Origin of the sequence: Streptomyces sp. NPDC059787, assembly GCF_042732315.1 — a bacterium.
Classification (GTDB): domain Bacteria; phylum Actinomycetota; class Actinomycetes; order Streptomycetales; family Streptomycetaceae; genus Streptomyces; species Streptomyces atrovirens.
On sequence record NZ_JBHWHX010000001.1, the window covers coordinates 120,333 to 137,160 of the forward strand.

General features: G+C 71.3%; 19 protein-coding genes. 14 read left to right on the forward strand and 5 right to left on the reverse strand.

The window, feature by feature from the left end:
- The first annotated feature begins 20 nt into the window (after window positions 1-20).
- The 4 genes from ACFV5H_RS00605 (at window position 21) to ACFV5H_RS00620 (ending at window position 1,986) form a co-directional block, all read left to right on the forward strand.
- Entirely contained in the window at window positions 21-470 is a 450-nt protein-coding gene (locus tag ACFV5H_RS00605; protein WP_385045513.1) for a TadE/TadG family type IV pilus assembly protein, read from the forward strand.
- Window positions 471-908, forward strand: coding sequence for a TadE/TadG family type IV pilus assembly protein (locus ACFV5H_RS00610; RefSeq protein ID WP_385191962.1), 438 nt, complete (start codon window positions 471-473; stop codon window positions 906-908).
- Window positions 905-1,375 (forward strand): pilus assembly protein TadG-related protein, encoded by a 471-nt coding sequence (locus ACFV5H_RS00615; protein WP_385045519.1) that lies wholly within the window; start codon window positions 905-907, stop codon window positions 1,373-1,375. The genes ACFV5H_RS00610 and ACFV5H_RS00615 overlap by 4 nt, the downstream gene beginning before the upstream one ends.
- A gap of 383 nt (window positions 1,376-1,758) precedes the next feature.
- Window positions 1,759-1,986 carry a hypothetical protein gene (locus tag ACFV5H_RS00620; RefSeq protein ID WP_385045522.1) on the forward strand — a complete coding sequence of 76 codons (228 nt, stop codon included), beginning with the start codon at window positions 1,759-1,761 and terminating at the stop codon, window positions 1,984-1,986.
- Between the two features lie 44 nt (window positions 1,987-2,030).
- Here ACFV5H_RS00620 and ACFV5H_RS00625 read toward each other — a convergent pair whose 3' ends face one another.
- The 3 genes from ACFV5H_RS00625 to ACFV5H_RS00635 are packed head-to-tail and all read right to left on the reverse strand — an operon-like array spanning window position 2,031 to window position 3,411.
- Window positions 2,031-2,357, reverse strand: coding sequence for a hypothetical protein (locus ACFV5H_RS00625; protein WP_385191964.1), 327 nt, complete (start codon window positions 2,355-2,357; stop codon window positions 2,031-2,033).
- Window positions 2,354-2,551, reverse strand: a complete 198-nt coding sequence (locus tag ACFV5H_RS00630) for a DUF397 domain-containing protein (RefSeq protein ID WP_385191967.1) — start codon at window positions 2,549-2,551, stop codon at window positions 2,354-2,356. The genes ACFV5H_RS00625 and ACFV5H_RS00630 overlap by 4 nt, the downstream gene beginning before the upstream one ends.
- An 8-nt stretch (window positions 2,552-2,559) precedes the next feature.
- A complete protein-coding gene (locus tag ACFV5H_RS00635) occupies window positions 2,560-3,411 on the reverse strand; it encodes a helix-turn-helix domain-containing protein (RefSeq protein WP_385191970.1) in 852 nt (283 codons plus the stop codon).
- Between the two features lie 219 nt (window positions 3,412-3,630).
- On the opposite strand from ACFV5H_RS00635, the gene ACFV5H_RS00640 reads away from it, so the two are divergent.
- From ACFV5H_RS00640 to ACFV5H_RS00665, 6 genes are all read left to right on the forward strand, one after another.
- Window positions 3,631-4,056: an ATP-binding protein gene (locus tag ACFV5H_RS00640; protein WP_385191972.1), complete on the forward strand. Its 426-nt coding sequence runs from the start codon at window positions 3,631-3,633 to the stop codon at window positions 4,054-4,056.
- Between the two features lie 33 nt (window positions 4,057-4,089).
- On the forward strand, window positions 4,090-4,971 hold the full coding sequence (locus tag ACFV5H_RS00645) for a hypothetical protein (protein WP_385191975.1): 882 nt from the start codon (window positions 4,090-4,092) through the stop codon (window positions 4,969-4,971).
- A gap of 126 nt (window positions 4,972-5,097) precedes the next feature.
- A complete protein-coding gene (locus ACFV5H_RS00650; RefSeq protein ID WP_385191977.1) occupies window positions 5,098-8,049 on the forward strand; it encodes a BTAD domain-containing putative transcriptional regulator in 2,952 nt (983 codons plus the stop codon).
- Window positions 8,046-8,780: a prepilin peptidase gene (locus ACFV5H_RS00655; protein ID WP_385045540.1), complete on the forward strand. Its 735-nt coding sequence runs from the start codon at window positions 8,046-8,048 to the stop codon at window positions 8,778-8,780. Before ACFV5H_RS00650 ends, ACFV5H_RS00655 begins: the two co-directional genes overlap by 4 nt.
- A 68-nt stretch (window positions 8,781-8,848) precedes the next feature.
- Window positions 8,849-10,048 (forward strand): cyclic dehypoxanthinyl futalosine synthase, encoded by a 1,200-nt coding sequence (mqnC, locus tag ACFV5H_RS00660; protein WP_385045543.1) that lies wholly within the window; start codon window positions 8,849-8,851, stop codon window positions 10,046-10,048.
- Window positions 10,049-10,055: 7 nt separating this feature from the next.
- Complete coding sequence (locus tag ACFV5H_RS00665) at window positions 10,056-10,655, forward strand: hypothetical protein (protein ID WP_385191980.1); 600 nt, start codon at window positions 10,056-10,058, stop codon at window positions 10,653-10,655.
- Window positions 10,656-10,674: 19 nt separating this feature from the next.
- Here the strand turns inward: ACFV5H_RS00665 and ACFV5H_RS00670 are convergent, their stop codons facing one another.
- Window positions 10,675-11,700, reverse strand: coding sequence for a chitinase (locus ACFV5H_RS00670; protein WP_385191982.1), 1,026 nt, complete (start codon window positions 11,698-11,700; stop codon window positions 10,675-10,677).
- A gap of 187 nt (window positions 11,701-11,887) precedes the next feature.
- On the opposite strand from ACFV5H_RS00670, the gene ACFV5H_RS00675 reads away from it, so the two are divergent.
- Genes ACFV5H_RS00675 through ACFV5H_RS00690 form a run of 4 tightly spaced genes read left to right on the forward strand, consistent with a single transcriptional unit; the run spans window position 11,888 to window position 16,378 of the window.
- Complete coding sequence (locus ACFV5H_RS00675) at window positions 11,888-12,259, forward strand: hypothetical protein (protein WP_385045551.1); 372 nt, start codon at window positions 11,888-11,890, stop codon at window positions 12,257-12,259.
- Window positions 12,256-14,520 (forward strand): bifunctional polysaccharide deacetylase/glycosyltransferase family 2 protein, encoded by a 2,265-nt coding sequence (locus ACFV5H_RS00680; protein ID WP_385191985.1) that lies wholly within the window; start codon window positions 12,256-12,258, stop codon window positions 14,518-14,520. Before ACFV5H_RS00675 ends, ACFV5H_RS00680 begins: the two co-directional genes overlap by 4 nt.
- Complete coding sequence (locus ACFV5H_RS00685) at window positions 14,520-15,686, forward strand: acyltransferase (RefSeq protein WP_385191987.1); 1,167 nt, start codon at window positions 14,520-14,522, stop codon at window positions 15,684-15,686. The genes ACFV5H_RS00680 and ACFV5H_RS00685 overlap by 1 nt, the downstream gene beginning before the upstream one ends.
- The gene (locus ACFV5H_RS00690) at window positions 15,683-16,378 is read left to right on the forward strand and encodes a demethylmenaquinone methyltransferase (RefSeq protein ID WP_385191990.1); all 696 of its coding nucleotides are present in this window, start codon (window positions 15,683-15,685) and stop codon (window positions 16,376-16,378) included. Before ACFV5H_RS00685 ends, ACFV5H_RS00690 begins: the two co-directional genes overlap by 4 nt.
- On the opposite strand, the gene ACFV5H_RS00695 is transcribed toward ACFV5H_RS00690, so the two are convergent.
- Window positions 16,365-16,712 carry a PASTA domain-containing protein gene (locus ACFV5H_RS00695; protein ID WP_385191992.1) on the reverse strand — a complete coding sequence of 116 codons (348 nt, stop codon included), beginning with the start codon at window positions 16,710-16,712 and terminating at the stop codon, window positions 16,365-16,367. The two genes, ACFV5H_RS00690 and ACFV5H_RS00695, sit on opposite strands and share 14 nt — an antisense overlap.
- Between the last annotated feature and the right edge of the window lie 116 nt (window positions 16,713-16,828).

Genomic DNA, 16,828 nt, shown 5'->3' on the forward strand with positions numbered 1-16,828 from the left:
CCGTCACCTCTCTCACGGGGATGTCGGTGCGCGTACGCCGCTGGGTACGCCGACGGGTGGAGGCCGCCTCCGCCCGCGGCGAGTCCGGCATGACCGCGATCGAGTTCGTGTTCCTCACGCCGGTCCTGTTCTTCATGATCTTCGCGACGGTGCAGTTCGCGCTGTACTTCTTCGCCGATCACGTCGCCCAGGCGGCGGCGCAGGCGGGTGCGCGCAAGGCGCGTGCCACGGCGGACGCCCAGCCGGGCGGCTGGCGGGGCGAGGCACGGGGTGTGGTGGACAGTTACATCCGGCAGCTCGGCCCGCAGCTGGTGCTGGGCCCCGACGTGCGGCTGCTCCAGCCGGAGCAGGACACGGTGGGTGTGGAGATCACGGCCCGCGTCCCGACGGTGTTCCCGGGCCTGGACCTGACGGTGCACGCGCAGTCGGTGGGGCCGGTGGAGCGGTTCGTGCAGGAGGGGGAGAACTAGATGGGGTTTCCCCTGGGGGACGGGGGCGTCGTGCGGTCGGACGACGACCGGGACCGGGGCCTGTCGACCGTCGAGGTGGTCATCCTCGCGCCGGTGATGATCCTGTTCATCCTCGTGCTGGTGGCGTTCGGGCAACTGGTGGACGGGCGCGGCGCGTTGGACGGCGCGGCGCGTGACGCGGCCCGCGCGGGCTCGATCCAGAAGGACCACGGTACGGCGATGGCGGAGGCGCGGGCGGCGGCGGAGGCCAACCTCGCGGACGTCTGCTCCGGTCCGGTGAGCGTCGTGCAGACCAGCCAGGGCTTCGAGCCGGACACCATCTTCACGGTCGAGGTGAGCTGCGAGGTGCGGGGTCTGGCCATGCTGGGCCTGGACATCCCTACGACCCTGAACGCGAGCTTCAGCTCGCCGCTGGATCCGTATCGGAGGACGGCGTGAGAGCGGCGCGTGCACGTGTGCGGAGTTGGCTGTCGGACCGCCGTACGCGGCTGGACGACCGCGGCTCGGGCGCCGGCGCGGTCATCATCTTCGCGCTGGTCTTCCTCTCCCTGGCGGCGTTCGTCATCGACGGCGGCATGTCCATCTCCAAGCGGGAGCGTGCGGCGGACATCGCGGAACAGGCGGCCCGTTACGCAGCCCAGGACATCGACCGCGAGGCGCTGTACGACGACGTGGGCGGCCCCGCGCCGATCAACTACGAGAACTGCGACGCCCGGGTGAAGGCGTTCGCCCGCGAGATGGACATGTCCGGGGCGGACATCGCGGGAACGCGCTGCGTGGCGGCGACGGCGGATGCGGTGGAGGTCGAGGTGCAGCTGACGTACGCGCCGGTCTTCACGGGCATGTTCTACGGCGGGGACGTGGTGGTGCGCGGGCAGGCGGTCGCGGAGAACGAGGTGGGCTGACGCCCCCTGGAGTGTCACAGTCGCCCCGACCCGAAAAATCCCTCGGACCTGCACACCGTTCACCGGGCGGCCGCACGGAGAGGGAAGGGAATCGGGAGGAAGTCGTGGCGCGGTGTGGGGGCCGTTCGGAAAAGCGCCTGCCGGTGGCCGACGGCTTCGGGAATCGGTGGGCGACGTGAAGGCGTCGGCCCATTCCGTGACCGTATTTCCACACTGGTGAATTCGGTGACGCTGAGGCAGTGCCTGTCAACTACGCGCCACTGGTCGGCTGTTGGTGGGCGTGCTTTGATCAGTGGGCACGGCTCGTCGGAGTGAGTCCCGGTTCCGGGCGTCCGGCGAACTCCCCGCCGTTGCGTTCCTCGCTACGAATGGAAAGGCCAGCCATGAACTTCGTCCCCCAGGTCGAAACGGCCGAAATCTCCGACGCGGACCTGGACAACGTCTCCGGTGGACACTCCGTCTCCGCCGGCATCGACGCCGGTGTGGCCGTCGTCCTGGACCACGGTTCCGTCGGCGTGGGCGTGTACGCCGAGGCGGGTCCGCTCTGCGTCTCCGCCGGTCTCGGCGGCTCGGTGGGCCACGAGGGCGCCGTGCGCACCACGATGCTCTGAGCGCGTGTACTGGGCCCCGGTCTGCTCGCAGGCCGGGGCCCGGCTCATTTCTTGGGGCGCTTGTCCTCGACCTTCATCTTCTCGTTGACCTGCTTGGTGAGTTCGTCCTCGAGCTTCTTGAACTCACGGACCACGGCGTCGGACATGCTCGCGAGCGCGTCGAGCTGCTGGGTGATGTCCTCGCGGCCGTCCTCCCAGTTGGACTCGAAGTCGGAGAGCGCGTCGTTGACACCGCCGTCGCCGATGTCGTCCTTGTAGGACTCGAAGAGCTTCTTGGTGTGGTTCATCCGCGTCTTGAGGGACCGCAGGCGACGCCCGTAGTCCTCCATCTCGGTCAGCGGAAGCGCGAGGTCGCTTTTCCCTTTGCTCATACCGGTGCACCGCCTGACTTGAGGGCTTCGACGAAGGCGTTGAAAGCGAGGGCCGGGAAGGAGAGGGGGCCGTGGGTGGGGTGTTTGGAGTCGCGTATGGCGACTCGGGTGCGCAGCGGCGCGATCTCCACGCAGGTGTTGCCGTCGCCGCCGCCGGAGAACGAGGACTTCCGCCAGTGCAAGGGCTCGGTCATGGCTCGTCTCACAGTTCCTTCGTCAAGTGGTGGATGAAATCCAGCGACGCCGCGGGGTCCAGCGACGCCTTCTCCACTTTACGGAACAGTGTTCGAAGTTGATTCAGTTGAGGTTCCGCGTCAATGAAGGCGGTCCCGGTGGGGAAGTCGCGCAGTACGGTGTCCAGTTGGGGCACGGGGCCGCATGCGTGCATCATCGAGGCGTCGGCACCGGCGAAACCGTCCTGGTGGGTGGGGATGACGCGTACGGTCGCGTGACCGTCCTCGATCTGCTTCAAGATCTGGCCCAGTTGCGCCTGGGCCACCTGGCGGTCGGCCACGCGGACCCGGAGGGCGAATTCATGGATGATCGTCTCGTACGGTGTCGGGTCGGTACCCCCGATCACAGCGCGCCGTCTCATCCGGTGTTCCATGCGAGGAGCCAGTTCGCTCTCGGGTAGGCCCGGCATCATGTAGGTGTACACCGCGCGGGCGTAGTCGGCGGTCTGGAGCAACCCGGGAACGTGTGTGATCACGATCTCGCGCAGGGCCGTGGCATGGTGCTCGACCTCGGCGGTGTCCAGGAACACCGGGGGCAGTACTCCCCGGTACTCCTCCCACCATCCGCGTGTGCGGTCGGTGGCCATCGCGACGAGCGCGTCGATCAATTCCTCGTCCGTGCAGGCGTAGTGCGCCGCGAGGCGACGTACGCGCTTCTCGCTCACACCCGCGACACCGGACTCGATCTGGCTCATCTGTACGGAGTCGGCGCCGAGCAGCTCCGCGACCTCTTTCGCCTTCATGCCCATCGCCTCGCGCAGTCTGCGCAGCTCGGTGCCCAACCGCACCCTGCGGGCCGTGAGATGTCTCTTCGGTGGCAATCCATGCCTCCTGGTCCCAAGTGCCTGGCCCGCGTACCTCGTTCGAGGGTCAGAATACGGCAGGCGCTTGTGATTTCCTAAAGTTAGGAAATACCGTCGGTGATGTGTCGCACACGGTGCGGAACCGTCCGGTGCCGGAAGCGCACCGCTCCGTCATGCCATGACGGACGCGGCGGAGCCACCGCCTGGCCCTCTCCCATCCCTGACAGGAGTCCACGCATGCCCGAAACCGGCGTCGAAGAGGCCGCCACCTCCTGGGAGTACACCCTGTCCATCCCCAACGACCCACGCGCCGTGACCATCTGCCGCCGCACCCTGCGGCTGATCCTCACGATGCACGGCCTGATCGGCCTCGTCGACACCGCCGAACTGCTGGCGACGGAGCTGGTCGCCAACTCCGTACGGCACACGAAGGGGCCGGCCGCGCTGCGCGTGCGCTGGTCGGACGGCGTGCTGCGCATCGGCGCGTGGGACACGGACCCGGAACCGCCCGAGCCGCCGGGGCGCTGGGAGCGGCTCGCCGAAGCGGAGGAGGGGCGGGGGCTGGCCCTGGTGCGGGCCTGCGCGGACCTCTGGGGCTGGCAGCCCCACGCGAGGGACGGCAGCCGGGGCAAGTACGTGTGGTGTGACCTCGTCGCGGTCTGACGCGTTGATCGTGCTGATCAGGAAGGAGAGCTGATGGTCAGCTCGTCGCACGAGGCGCTGCACAGGGTCTTCCAGAAGGACCCCGCGCTGCTGACGCGGGCATTGCAGCGTGTCCTGAACATTCACTTCCCCGAGCCGCGGGACTTCGCGGTGTTGAACGCGGACCTGACGGAGATCGAGCCGGTCGAGCGGCGCGTCGACACGCTGATGCGCGTGGAGACGGACAAGGGGGCGTACCTCCTGGTCGTCGAGGCGCAGGGGAAAGTGGACGACGCCAAGCGGGGAAGCTGGGCGTACTACCTGTCGTACTTGTATGCGAAGTACCGCTGCGAGCCGGTCCTCATCGTGATCACTCAGAGCAGGGCCACGGCGCGGTGGGCGGCTCGGCCGATCAGGCTCGGACTGCCTGGCTGGCACTCGCTGACCGTTCGGCCGCTGGTGCTGGGGCCGGAGAACGTACCGGTGATCAGGGACGAACAGGAGGCGGAGCGGGATGTACCGCTCGCGGTGCTCTCGGCCATGACACATGGCCGGGGGAAGCGGGCTGCGGCCATACTGGAACCGCTGGCTGCCGCCTTGCGGACCATGGACGCCGAGAGCGCGGCGGTTTTCGTTGCGTTCGTCGACTCATGCCTGATCGATACCCAGGCCAAGGAAATCTGGAGGGACCTGATGGCGGCGATCCACTACTTCTTCCGGCACCCGGTGGCGGAGCAGGTGCGCGAAGAGGGCCGGGAAGAGGGCCGGGTCGAGGATCGCGCCGCGATGACGCTGCGCATCCTGGAGTGGCGGGGTGTCCCGGTGCCCGACGCCGTACGGGAGCGGGTACAGGCCTGCGCCGACCTCGATCAGCTCGAGCTCTGGGCCCAGCGGGCTGTTCACGCCACCCGGGCCGAGGACCTGTTCAGCGGTTGATCGGCAGGTCCTGTGGGGCCGTCGGGGAAGTCGCGGTGGGAGGAGGCCTTCGACTGGGGCCGTTCGAGTCAATAAGATCTCCGTAGGCTCAGTAGACCCTCTTCCCACACACCCAGGACACCCGCCATGCCGCGACGCCGCAGTCCCAGCCCGTCCAGTTCGACGGCTCCGAGGAACAGGACGCCGCAGCCGGTGCGGGTGCGGCGGCGGTCGTTCGGGGACTTCGTCAAGGCGTTCTTCGCCTTCGTGGCGTTGGCCGCGCTGCTCGTCGGGGTGCCGTTCGCGCTGGCCGTGACCGCCGGCTGGCCGTTGCCGGACACGTTCGAGCCGATGGAGTGGCTCAAGCAGGACATCTCCGTCCAGACCTTCCTCTCCATCCTGACCTTCGTCGTCTGGCTCGCCTGGGCGCAGTTCACCGCGTGTGTGCTCGTCGAGATGAAGGCCGCGCTGTCGGGGGTCGGGGTGCCGGGGCGGGTGCCCGGGGCCGGGCCCAGCCAGTTGCTCGCCCGGCAGCTCGTCGCCGCCGTGCTGCTCGTCGGCGCCACCGCCGCCAGCTTCACTCCGGGGCTCAGCCAGCTCGGGCAGAGCCTGGAGGGGAATCAGCGGCCCGCCGTGGCCGCCGCCCAGCAGACCCCCGGGTTCTTCGCCCAGCAGCAGGAGCAGGCGGCCGGTACCGCCGCCGCGCTCGCCGAGCAGGCGTCGCACGCCGAAGCCGCCGCGGGCAGCAGTGCCAAGCAGCAGGGCGACACGAAGTTCTACCGGATCCAGCCGCCCGAGGGGCGTCACCACGACTCCCTCTGGGAGATCTCCGAGCGGCACCTCGGTGACGGGCGCCGGTACAAGGAGATCTTCGAGCTCAACAAGGACCGTACCCAGCCCGACGGTTCCAAGCTGTCCGAGGCCAGTCTGATCCGGCCCGGCTGGATCATGGAGATGCCCGGCGACGCGCGCGGCGGCGACCTCGTCGAGATGCCGGACGAGGCACCCGAGGTCTCGCCCGAGGTGCAGCAGCAGATCCGTGACTACGACAGGACCGGGGACCACGCGCAGGGCGGTGGTGGCAGCGGCAGCGGTGCCGCTCATGTCTCCGTTCCCGAGCAGCGGCCCGCCCCCGCTCCCGCTCCCGCGAACGACAACGCCGGTCACCAGGAGCCCGCCCGGCAGCACGCCACCCCTGCCCACGACTCCTCCTCCTTCGGCCTCCCCGAAGCCCTTCTCGCCGCACCCCTCCTGGCCGCCGGTCTCCTCGGCGCGCTCGGGCACCGGCGGCGGCAGGCGCTGTGGCAGTCGGCGTTCGGCGGTATCGGCGGGCGGCGCGGGATGGAGCCGCCGACGCCGACCGGGGACGCCCAGGACGTCCAGGACGCGCTGCTGGTCGGCGCCGACCCCGAGGGCGTACGGCTGCTCGACCGGTCGCTGCGCGGGCTCGCCGCGTCCCTCGCCGCCGAGTCCCGCCCGCTGCCCACCGTCTACGCGGCCTGGCTCAGCAACGGCGACCTGCACCTCCAGCTCGCCCAGCCGTCCGGGAAGCCGCCGGCGCCCTGGCAGCCCGGACAGGACCAGACGTTCTGGACGCTGGCCAAGGACGACGCCGTACGGTACGAGGACGTCGACACCGCCGCTCCCTACCCGGGCCTCGTCTGCCTCGGCACCATGGACGACTCGCGGCTGCTGCTCAACCTGGAGTCGGTCCCCGGCATCGTCTCGCTGAGCGGCAGCGAGGCCGACCGGGCCGCCGTGTTCGCCTCCGTCGCCGCCGAGCTGGCCACCAACGGCTGGTCGGACCGGATGACCATCACCCTCGTCGGATTCGGTGAGGACCTGACCCCGCTCGCGCCCAGCCGGCTGCGCCACCTCGACGGCATCGAGGCGCTGATCGAGACCATGGAGGCCGAGACGCGGCAGCGGCGGGGGGCGCTCGGCGCCGCCGGGCACGACTCCGTGCTCACCGGGCGCACCGGCCCGGCCCAGCACACCCGTTGGGCCCCGCACCTCGTGCTGCTCGCCGCCGAGCCGTCCGCCGAGGACGCCGTCACGCTCGCCGAACTCGCCGCCGACGCCGGCCGCCTCGGCATCGGTTACCTCGTCGGCACCGGCAGCGGGGATCTGCCGGGCGCCGCCTGGGAGATGGAGATCACCGGCGAGGGCAAGCTGCTCGCCCCCCTCCTCGGCCTCGAACTCGACGCCCAGCTCCTGCCCGCCGCCCAACAGCGCGCGGTCGTCGAGCTGTTCACCGACGCCGACCCCGAGCACGGACCGGACGGGCCCGGCGACACCCCGCCGTTCCTCGTCGACATCAGCGAGCAGGGGCGGCCCGCCGTCTACGCGCGCCTGGTCGGACCGTACGAGATCATCGGCCTGGACACCCCGGACGGCGAACGCAGCGCCCTGCTGCACGAGGCGCTCGCGCTGCTGCTCCTGCACCGCGAGGGCGTCCACCCGCGCGTGCTGTCGTCCGCGCTGTGGCCGCGCGGCGTCACCGACGACGTGCGCGAGGCGCTGATCGAGCGGCTGCGCGCCTGGCTCGGCACCGACCCCGACGGCACCCCCCGCCTCGGCACGGACTCCACCGGACGGCTCACCCTCGCCAAGTCCGTCGTCTCCGACCTGGACGTGCTGCGGTCGCTGTACCACGAGGCCACCCAGGGCAAGGGCGTCGACAGCCGGGCCGTACGCGGCCGGCTGCTCACCGACGCGCTGGTGCTGGTGCGCGGACCGCTGCTCGCCGACCGGCCCGAGGGCCGCTACCGCTGGCTCACCCACGAGATCGTCGACGCCCAGCTCCCGCTGCTCGTCGCGGACACCGGACTCGCGCTCTCCGAGTTCCACCTGGAGAAGAACCGCGCGGAGAAGGCCATCGAGGCGCTGAACGCCGCGCTGCGCACCGCCCCGGCCGACGAGCGGCTGTGGAACGAACTGCTGCGCGCCACCCACGCCCTCGACGACCCCGAGCGGCTCACCGCCCTCGCCGCCGACCTCGTCGGCCGCGCCGGCGCCCGCGGGCTGCCGCCGCGCACCGAGGCGCTGCTCGACGAACTGCTGCCCACCTGGCGCGACGCGGTCGCGGCGGCGGGATGACCGACTCCCTGGACATCGCGCTGGTCGTCGCCGCCGCGCTGTGGGGCGCGGCGGCCGGCGCGGTGCTGCCCCGCGCGGCCTACCGGTTCTCCGTCCCGTCGGGGGAGGCGTGGCGGACGGCGTGCCCGGCGGGGCACCCGGTCGGCGGCTGGCTCGGGCGGGCCCGGTGCGGGCCGTGCGCGGGACCGCCGTACGGACCCGGCACCACGTCCGTCGTCGTCACCGCCCTCGTCTGCGCCGCCCTCGCCGCCGCCACCGGTACCCGGCCCGAGCTGTTCGTCTGGCTGCTGCTCGCACCCGTCGGGGTGCTGCTGGCGGTGGTCGACTTCCGGGTGCAGCGGCTCCCCGACCCGCTCACCCTCCCCCTCGCCGGAGCCGCCCTCGCCCTGCTCGGCCTCACCGCCCTCGCCCCCGGGCACGCGGGGGAGTGGACCACCGCCCTGCTGGGCGCGCTCGCACTGGGCGCCGGCTACTTCGTGCTGTTCCTCATCAACCCCGGCGGCATGGGCTTCGGCGACGTCAAGCTCGCGCTCGGCGCGGGCGCCGTCCTCGGCTGGTACGGCTGGCCGACCGTGATGCTCGGCACCCTCGCCGGGTTCGTGTTCGGGGCGCTGTACGGGGGTGCCCTCGTCGTCGCCCGGAAGGCGGGACGCAAGACGGCGATCCCGTTCGGTCCTTTCCTGATCAGCGGGGCCTTCGCGGGGCTGCTGATCGGCGCGTACGCGGCCTGACGTCAACGGGCACAACCGGCTGACGTACGCTGGATCGGTCCGTCCACACCCTTACGAAAGGGACGCCGGTGACCGAGAAGGCCGACCTTCAGACCGTCCTCGACCGTGCCGCCGCCGGTGGGCGGATCACCCCCGAGGAGGCCCTCGACCTCTACCGCGACGCCCCGCTGCACGCGCTGGGCGCCGCCGCCGACGCCGTGCGCAGGCGCCGGTACGCCGGTACGGAGCACATCGCGACGTACATCATCGAGCGGAACATCAACTACACGAACGTGTGCGTCACGGCGTGCAAGTTCTGCGCCTTCTACGCTGCCCCCAAGGACACGGCCAAGGGCTGGACCCGTGACCTCGACGACATCCTGCGGCGCTGCGCCGAGACCGTCGAACTCGGCGGTACGCAGATCATGTTCCAGGGCGGTCACCACCCGGACTACGGCGTCGAGTACTACGAGAAGCACTTCGCCGCCATCAAGAAGGAGTTCCCGCAGCTCGTCATCCACAGCCTGGGGGCGAGCGAGGTCGAGCACATGGCGCGGATCAGCAAGGTGAGCGTCGACGAGGCGATCACCCGGATCCACGCGGCCGGGCTCGACTCCTTCGCCGGTGCGGGCGCCGAGCTGCTCCCCGCCCGTCCCCGCAAGGCCATCGCGCCGCTCAAGGAGTCCGGCGAGCGCTGGCTGGAGATCATGGAGATCGCGCACAACCTCGGCGTCGAGTCCACGTCCACCATGCTCATGGGGACCGGCGAGACCAACGCCGAGCGGATCGAGCACCTGCGGATGATCCGGGACGTACAGGACCGCACGGGCGGCTTCCGCGCGTTCATCCCGTACACCTACCAGCCCGAGAACAACCACCTGAAGGGCCGCACCCAGGCCACGCTCTTCGAGTACCTGCGGATGATCGCCATCGCCCGCGTCTTCCTCGACAACGTGGCCCACATCCAGGGTTCCTGGCTGACCACCGGCAAGGAGGTCGGCCAGCTCTCCCTGCACTACGGCGCGGACGACCTCGGCTCCATCATGCTGGAGGAGAACGTCGTCTCCTCCGCCGGCGCCAAGCACCGCTCCAACCGGATGGAGATCATCGACCTGATCCGCAAGGCGGGGCGGGTCCCGGCCCAGCGGTCGACGACGTACGAGCACCTCGTCGTCCACGACGACCCGGCGAACGACCCCGTCGACGAGCGCGTGGTCTCCCACATCTCCTCCACCGCCATCGAGGGCGGCACGGCCCACCCGGAGCTGAAGCTCCTGTCCGCCAACTGACGTCCCCGTGCTGACCCTTCACACCGCCGACGCCTCGCCCGGGACCGCCGTCGTGGTCGACGGCGCGCACATCGCCGCCGTCGGCCCGTACGAACAGCTGGCCGCCGGTCATCCGGGCGCCCGGCTGCGGCGGTGGCCCGGCATCCTGACGCCCGGTCTGCTCAACCCCTACGGTCCGGAACTGCTGGAGCAGGCGTACCACCCCGACCCGCGCGAGGCGGACCGGCTCGGTACCGAGCCGGTGTTCGGGGAGCGAGCGCGGGCACTCCTGGCCGCCGGACCGTCCGCGCGGGGCGCCAGCGCACGCCGCGGAGTACAGCGCATGCTGGCGCACGGAACGGTCGCGGTCGCCGGTGAGCTGCGCGGCCGCGAGGCCCTGGACGCGGTGCGCAGGGCCGGGCTCGCCCTGGCGGGGCGTCCGGCCGCACTGCCCGGGCCCGCGGCGCTCTCCCCGGTTCCTCTCGTGCTGCTGCCGGGCCTCGGCGCCGGGAGACCCGCGCGGTTCGCGGTGTTCGACGTGCCCGACCGGGACGCCCTCGTGCGGAACGGCGCGTCCACGTGCGTGGCCACCGTCGTGGGCGGCCGGCTGGTGTACCGGCGGCGCTGACCCGTGGCGGCGCCGGCCCTCACCCCGCGAACGCCTGCCCGAACGCCCCGTCCTCCTGCTCCACCCCGCTGCAGTTCGTCAACGCGTCATCCGCGGAGGCGTCCTCCCCGCACTCCGTGTCCCGGAACGTCGACCACATCGACACCCACGCGATCCCCTTCTCCTCCGCGAACGCCCGTACCTCCGCCGCGTCCGCGAGCGTGAACGTCTCCCCCTCCACGTCGTTGACGCCGAGCATCGAGGTGAGCGCCATGCCCCGCCAGGCATCGGCCTCCGACAGCCCGAAGACCTCCTGGAGCTGGGCGTTCGCCGCCTCGGCTGAGGTGAGGGCGTACTCGCCCATGTCACCGTCGTAGGACTCGCCGTAGTTCATCGTCATGAGGTTGACGGTGGAGACCTGGGCGCCGTGATTGTTCGCGGACGCCAGCAGTGCCAGCCCGTCCTCGTCGAGCCCGGACGGCATGACCGGGAGCGTGAACGTCACCTCCAGGTCCGTGCGCTCCTCCTGGAGCAGCGCGATCGCCTCCGAACGCAGGTCCACGGAGGCGGAGTCGGCGAGTTCGTCGCCCTCGATGTCGAAGTCGGCGCGGGTGGCGCCGGCCGCGTCCAGCGCGGTGCCGTACGCCTCCGCCAGCTCCGCCGCGGTGTCGCAGGTGGCCGCCAGCTCGTCCCCGGAGGCGCCGCCGAAGGAGACCCGGACGTCGGCGCCGGACCCGGTGAGCCCCGCGATCCGGGACGTCACGCTCTCGTCGTCGATGTCCTGGGTACCGTTCCAGTACGGGGTGCAGCCGCTGCCGGAGGAGATCACGAACGCCAGGTTGTACGTCGTGGGGGAGCCCGCGGAGTCGGTGTCGGAGGCCGCCGAGGCACTGACGTACGGGGCGTACGCGGTGACCGGCGCGGACGACGACGAGGCCGAGGGGGCGGGATCCGCCGGGGCCGCGTCCGTCGTGGTGTCCCCGGCGGAACAGCCGGCGGTGGCCGCGACCAGGGCCAGGGCCGGGAGGAGGGCGAGCCCGGCAACGGACTTCAGTGGACCGCGCATCGTGCTCGTTCCGTTCATGAGACGTCGGGTGGACGGCCAACGTGGCACACGGGTCTGTGTGCTTTCTGAGGATGTACGCCCGGTTCCCGGATGATTCTCAGGAGACGGAGAGGTTCGCGGCCCTCCCACGGGAGACTCACAGGAAACGCCAGGTTTTTCCTGCACAACGGCCTCTACCGTCCGGGCCATGCATTCCGATCCCGCCATCGAAAGCCGCGCCGCCGCGCGCGGCCGTCGCCGCAAACGCCCTGACGGGCCCGGCGAAGGACCCGTCTTCGTCGACTCCTCCGGACGCCGGGCCAGGCTGCTGCGCCGGATCGGCCTGCTCCTGGGGGCCGTCTGCGTCGGGTACGCGGTCGTGCTGGGTATGGCCTTCATGGGCATCGGCACCTCGGTCACGCCGGCCTCGCTGCTGCCGTTCGGGGTCGGGCAGGGTCAGGCCGGTCCCGGTGGCGGCGCGGGTCCGCAGGGCGGGACGGCCCCGACCGGCGCACCGCCGTCCCCGCCGGCCGGCACCCCGGGTGCCACCGCCGTGCCCACCCCCTCGGCGACGTCATGACCGCGGCGCCCCCCGCGCGCGGCCGGCGCCGCGCCCCCACCCGTATCGAGCGCGCCGCCGGGCGGGCCGCAGCGCTGCACCGGCCGCGGGTACTCCTCGCGCTGCTGCTCCTGCTCGCCCTGACCTGCGTGATGCTCCTCGACGGCTATCTGCGCGCCGAGGTCGGCGACGACCAGCGGGTCCGCACCGGGGCCTCGTCCTCCGAGGTGCCCGACGAGATCCTCGACGGCGGCCCGATCCTCAGCTTCCCCGGCGGGCAGGCCGAGACCACCTCCGTCCCGGACAAGACGATCGTGCTCACCTTCGACGACGGACCGGACCCCACCTGGACGCCGAAGGTCATGGAGGTCCTGGAGGAGTACGACGTACCCGGCACGTTCTTCGTGGTCGGCTCGATGGTGTCGCGTTACCCCGACATCGTGAAGGACCTGGTCGACCAGGGCAACGAGATCGGCGTCCACACCTTCACCCACGTCGACCTGTCGTACCAGAGCTCCGCCCGCGTCACCCGCGAGATGGAGCAGACCCAGCTCGCGCTCGCGGGCGCGGCCGGGATCACCACCACGCTGTTCCGGGCGCCGTACTCCTCCAAGCCGGACGCCATCGACAACTACAGCTGGCAGGTTTACCAGCAGCTCGGCGAGGACGGGTACACCAGCGTCTTCATCGACACCGACAGCGAGGACTGGAAGGAACCGGGCGTCGCGAAGATCGTCGAAGGGGCCACCCCGGAGGACGGGGAAGGCGCTTCGGTGCTCTTCCACGACTCCGGCGGCGATCGCACGCAGACCGTCGAGGCGCTGGCGGAGTACATCGAGAACATGCAGGCGGAGGGCTACACCTTCACCACCGTCAGCGGTGCCATGGCCGAGCAGCAGCAACAGCAGCAGCAGCCCGCCGGGGCCGACGGATCCGGAGCGGGCGGGCCCGCCGCCGGTGCTCCGTCCGGCACCGGCAACCAGCTCCAGGCATCCCACCGTCCCGCCACCGGCACGATCCTCTACGAGGGCAAGGCGCTCATCGCGGCCGTCACCGTCGCCGAGTGGACGGTGCCCGCGCTCTCGGCCGGCCTGGTGATCGTGGGCGTGGCCGTCATGGGGCGGTTCGGTCTGATGCTCGTCCTCGCCCGGCGCCACTACCGGCAGCGCAACAGACGCCGCTTCAGCTGGGGACCGCCCGTGACCCGGCCGGTCAGCGTGATCGTCCCGGCGTACAACGAGAAGGAGTGCATCGAGAACACCCTGAGGTCGCTGGCCGGGAGCACCCATCCGATCGAGATCATCGTCGTCGACGACGGCTCCACGGACGGCACGGCGGAGCTCGCCGAGGCGCTCGGTCTGCCCAACGTCCGGGTGATCCGGCAGGAGAACGCGGGCAAGCCGGCCGCCCTGAACAACGGCATCCGCAGCGCCCGGCACGACATCGTCGTGATGATGGACGGCGACACCGTCTTCGAACCGGACACCGTGGGCCGCCTGGTGCAGGCCTTCGCCGACCCGTCGGTGGGCGCCGTCGCGGGCAACGCCAAGGTCGGCAACCGTTCCACGGTCATCGGGGCCTGGCAGCACATCGAGTACGTGATGGGCTTCAACCTCGACCGGCGCATGTACGACCTGCTGCGCTGCATGCCGACCATCCCCGGAGCGATCGGCGCGTTCCGCCGCGAGGCGGTGCTCCAGGTGGGCGGGATGAGCGAGGACACCCTCGCCGAGGACACCGACATCACCATCGCACTGCACCGTGAGGGGTGGCGGGTCGTCTACGAGGAGCACGCCCGCGCGTGGACCGAGGCCCCCCGGTCGCTGCGGCAACTGTGGTCACAGCGCTACCGCTGGTCGTACGGCACCATGCAGGCGCTGTGGAAGCACCGCAAGTCCCTCACCGACAAGGGGCCTTCGGGACGGTTCGGGCGGGTCGGCATGCCGCTGGTGGTGCTCTTCCAGATCGTCACGCCGGTCTTCGCGCCGCTCATCGACGTGTTCACCGTGTACTCGATGGTCTTCGTCGACTTCCAGGCGGCCCTGCTGGCCTGGATCGCCGTCCTGGCCGTGCAGCTGGTGTGCGCGGCGTACGCCTTCCGGCTCGACCGGGAGAAGTACCGGTATCTGCTGATGATGCCGCTGCAGCAGTTCGCGTACCGGCAGATGATGTACCTCGTCCTCATCCACTCCTGTGTCACCGCCCTGACCGGCGGCCGGCTGCGCTGGCAGAAGCTGAAGCGGACGGGCGAGGTCGGGATGCCGTCGGGGACGGGCGGCTGATGGGGGCGCACAGCAAGGGGGCCGCACGGGACACACGGGCCGCACGGGACACACGGGCCGCACGGGCCGGACGCCCGGAACCGGCGGCCCCGGCCGGCCCGGCGGCCGCCCCGTCGCCCCCGGCCGGCCGCGACGGGTACTTCGACCTCCTGCGCGCGGTGGCCCTCGTCCGGGTCGTGACGTACCACACCTTCGGCTGGGCCTGGGCGGGAATGGTCTTCCCGTCGATGGGGGTGATGTTCGGGCTGGCCGGCACCCTGATGGCCAGGTCGCTGCGGCGCCCCGCGCTCACGGTGATCCGGGGCCGGGTCCGCCGCCTGCTGCCGCCGTTCTGGTTCTGGGGCCTCTTCGTGGTCACCGCGATGCTGGTGCACGGCTGGATGCCGGGGTGGCAGATCGTGTACTGGATCGTGCCGCTCGGCGACCCGCCGGGCAGCGCCTGGGCCGAGCAGGCCTGGGAGATCGTCTGGTACCTGCGGACGTACCTGTGGTTCGTGCTGCTCTCCCCGCTGCTGCTGCGGGTGTTCCGGCTGTCGCCGGTCGTGGTGCTGGTGCTGTCGCTCGTCCCGGTCGTCGTCCTCACGTACGCGTGGCAGCCGCCGGAGGGCCGGCTCGGCAGCGCCCTCACCGACCTCGCGACGTTCCTGTTCTGCTGGCTCCTCGGCTTCGCCCACCACGAGGGGGTGCTCGGGCGGCTGCGCCCCCTCGCCGTCGCCGTGGCGTCGCTCGCCGCGCTCGCGTACGGCGGCTGGTACGCCCTCGCCCACCAGTCCGCGTACGGCGGCACCTACGACCTGGACGACAACCCGCTCGCGCAGGCCTTCTGGTCGGCCGGATTCGTGACGCTGCTGATGTACGCCAAGGAGTACGCGGGCCTCGTGGGACCGTCCCGTTCCCGGCTGGTCACCGTGTTCAACGCGCGCGCCGTGACGATCTACCTCTGGCACGAACTGGCGCTGATCCTGGCCGTGCCGCTGATCGACCGGTTCTGGGAGGTGCCCGCGTTCGAGAAGTATCTGCCGCTGGAGAGCCAGTGGTTCATGTTCGGCGTCGGCTGGATCCTGATCGGGGGCTTCGTGCTCGCGTGCGGCTGGGTCGAGGACGTCGCCGCGCGCCGGAAGCCGACGCTCCTGCCGGGAGGGCGGGCTGCAAGAATGGGCGCGTGACCCGCGCATCCCTGGAAAAGCAGCCGCACGAAGTCGCCTCGATGTTCGACGACGTCGCGGAACGATACGACCTGACGAACGACGTGCTGTCCCTCGGCCAGGACCGGCGATGGCGCAAGGAGGTCGCGAAGGCCGTCGACGCCCGGCCCGCGCAGAAGATCCTGGACCTGGCGGCCGGCACGGGCACCTCGTCGACGCCCTTCGCCCGCGCCGGCGCCTACGTCGTGCCCTGCGACTTCTCCCAGGGCATGCTCCGGGTCGGCAAGCGGAACAACGCCTGGCTGCCGTACACGGCCGGCGACGCGACCCGGCTGCCCTTCAAGGACGACGTCTTCGACGCCGTCACCATCTCCTTCGGGCTGCGCAACGTGCAGGACACGGACGCCGCGCTGCGCGAGATGCACCGGGTGACCCGGCCCGGCGGGCGGATCGTCATCTGCGAGTTCTCGCACCCGACGTGGGCGCCGTTCCGCACCGTCTACACCGAGTACCTGATGCGCGCGCTGCCGCCGGTCGCCCGGTCGGTGTCGTCCAACCCGGACGCGTACGTCTATCTCGCCGAGTCCATCCGCGCCTGGCCCGACCAGTCCGCGCTGGCCGGACGGCTGCAGGGCGCCGGCTGGTCGAAGGTGGCGTGGCGCGACCTCACGGGCGGCGTGGTGGCGCTGCACCGGGGGTTCAAGGAGAGCTAGAGCTGAGCAGCGCCGCGTGGGGCAGGGCGGGCTCCTCCAGTTCCCGCCGGCGCCCGCCCGTCGGCGGCACCGGCCCGCGCGGCTCGCGCACCCCTCCGCCGCCCTCGCCCTCACCGAAGTCGAACCACACGTGGACCACGGAGTCCCGCGGCACCTCGGTGCCGGGCTGCGGATACTGGCGTACGACGTAGTCGACGACGGCGAGCCGGAAGTCCGGCCGGTCCGGGGCGTGCACGGACAGGCCCCGGGCCCGGGCCGACTCGCGCGCGTCCACGGCCATCAGTCCGACCAGGCGCGGCACACGCACCTCGGGCGTCGGTGTCCTGGGTGTCATACGCACAGACGTCACCCCCAAGCGGTACCGGCAGAGTAGACCCGTGCCGTGCCCGCCGGAAGCAGCAAGTGGCTTTCCGTGACAATTGATTACTCTGCGTGACAGTCGGGTACCGG